This window comes from Acinetobacter sp. YH16051 (assembly GCF_013417135.1).
GTDB classification, from domain to species: domain Bacteria; phylum Pseudomonadota; class Gammaproteobacteria; order Pseudomonadales; family Moraxellaceae; genus Acinetobacter; species Acinetobacter towneri.
This window is the reverse complement of the sequence record NZ_VPEN01000098.1, coordinates 1-1,846: the sequence shown is the minus strand read 5'-3', so window position 1 is coordinate 1,846 and position 1,846 is coordinate 1. Positions and strand designations below refer to the sequence as shown.

General features: G+C 34.0%; 2 protein-coding genes. Both read left to right on the top strand.

Features of this window, described 5'->3' with window-relative positions:
• The first annotated feature begins 286 nt into the window (after window positions 1-286).
• Window positions 287-1,294 carry a replication initiation protein gene (locus FTV41_RS14545; protein WP_004967300.1) on the top strand — a complete coding sequence of 336 codons (1,008 nt, stop codon included), beginning with the start codon at window positions 287-289 and terminating at the stop codon, window positions 1,292-1,294.
• A gap of 105 nt (window positions 1,295-1,399) precedes the next feature.
• Window positions 1,400-1,846 (top strand): plasmid replication DNA-binding protein (locus FTV41_RS14540; RefSeq protein ID WP_257221994.1); only part of this gene is annotated, 447 nt, incomplete at its 3' end.

Sequence of the window (1,846 nt, the reverse complement as noted above, 5' to 3'; positions counted from 1 at the left end):
AGCTTTACGGCCAGTCTCAATGTATTGCTATATCAGTGTTTCAGACACTAAAGTGGGGGCGAAATGTTAGGTTTTTGACTTTAAGTGGGGGCGAAATGTTAGGTTTTTGACTTTAAGTGGGGGCGAAATGTTAGGTTAGTGGGGGCGAAATGTTAGGTTAGTGGGGGCGAAATGTTAGGTTAGTGGGGGCGAAATGTTAGGTGGTAATCAAGATATGCTTGACTTAATAAGTGGGGGTAAGTAGCATTGAAAATACCACCACATAATAGAAGAATAGTGATTTTAGATGGCTGTATCATTAAAGAAAATTAAAAATTTTGAGGAACATGACAAATCTCTTTTTCCTCTTTCAGCACCTGCCAAACGTTATCCAAAAGACTATGCTGTCTTTCAAAATATTTTCTGGCAATTGAAGCATGAGAAATCACCAAAAGACGATATTCTAAAATTGCTATTCTTTTTTAGCCCTAAAGTTCGGCTAGCATCAGATCCCAATGAAACAACAGAATTCACTGTAACAGCTAAAGAATATGCTGAATTGACGGGCTTAAAGCCAAGCAGTGCTTATGTAGCCTTAAACCGAGTAGTAGATGCTCTCTACGACCACAGTGTAGTTTTTTATCATCCTGGAAAAGATCGAGATATTCGAACAAGACTCATTAGTACATGCTCATACAAGGATGGATGTTTTTATATTTCTTTCACGCATTTTGCCCTATACATTATGTATGTTTTTAATAAACAAAATTCGTATACAAAATTTAAAGTTAAATCGGCTGTTGCCTTACATGGTCACGGTTTAAAACTTTACCCATTCTTGGTACAAAATGAATTTCGGTCTAATTTCGATGTATCCATCAAAGAATTAAAAAGTGCTTTAGGTCTGGCAGAAAATTCATACCCAGAATATAGAGATTTCAAAAGTACTATTCTTAAACCCCACATTGATGACATTAACTCTAAAACAGAACTTACTATTGAGTTTAAAGCAGTCAAGAAAGAAGGACGCAAAGCTAGTCATGTTAATTTTATAGTTAGAAAAAAGAAAACTATTGGAGCTAATCAACAAAGTGAAACTGGTAGTAACCAAGAGCAAAATAAAATAACTGCAAAAATGGTTTATTTAACGATAATTCAAAGTGAAGAATTGAGCTTGAGATTCAAAGAATCTGGTGAGACTACAGACGAATTAGTAGAAAGAATAAAAATTGATTTTAAAAATAACGAAGGTAATAGATGGATTGAAAAACTAGCAGAATTCAATATCGACTTTACTATTGAACAAAAAGTTTGAAAAATTGCTGCTATACCTAGAAAAGTACGATTTAATTCAAAATAAGATATATGTTCAGCTAAGATGTTCAGATGAACATGCTTAAACACGCGCTGAGGGATTACATTGAACAAAACAAAATTTAGCATAATGGACGCAAGTAAAGCTTTTAAAAAATCAAGAACAACAATCTATGAATCTATAAAAAGTGGTGAATTATCAAGAGATCATGATGGACTTATAGACTTATCGGAACTTATCAGAGTTTATGGCAATCCAGTCAGTGTTCAGTCCAGTACACGTACTGAACAAGTCCAGAAGGATGTACAGGTACACGTTCAGTCTGAAATTGAAAATGTATTAAAAGATCAAATTTCTTTACTCAAAAATCAGTTAGATTTAGCAAATCAAAGAGAAAAGTCTTTGATGCAACATATTGAAGATCTCACTCATAGAATTGAGTTTAAAGGCACGTTAGAACAGCCAAAACAAGAAAATACTAGTAAGCTAAATGAATCTACTAATCTAAATATAGCAACAGATCCTCGGCCAGAGATTGAGTCGAACTATGAC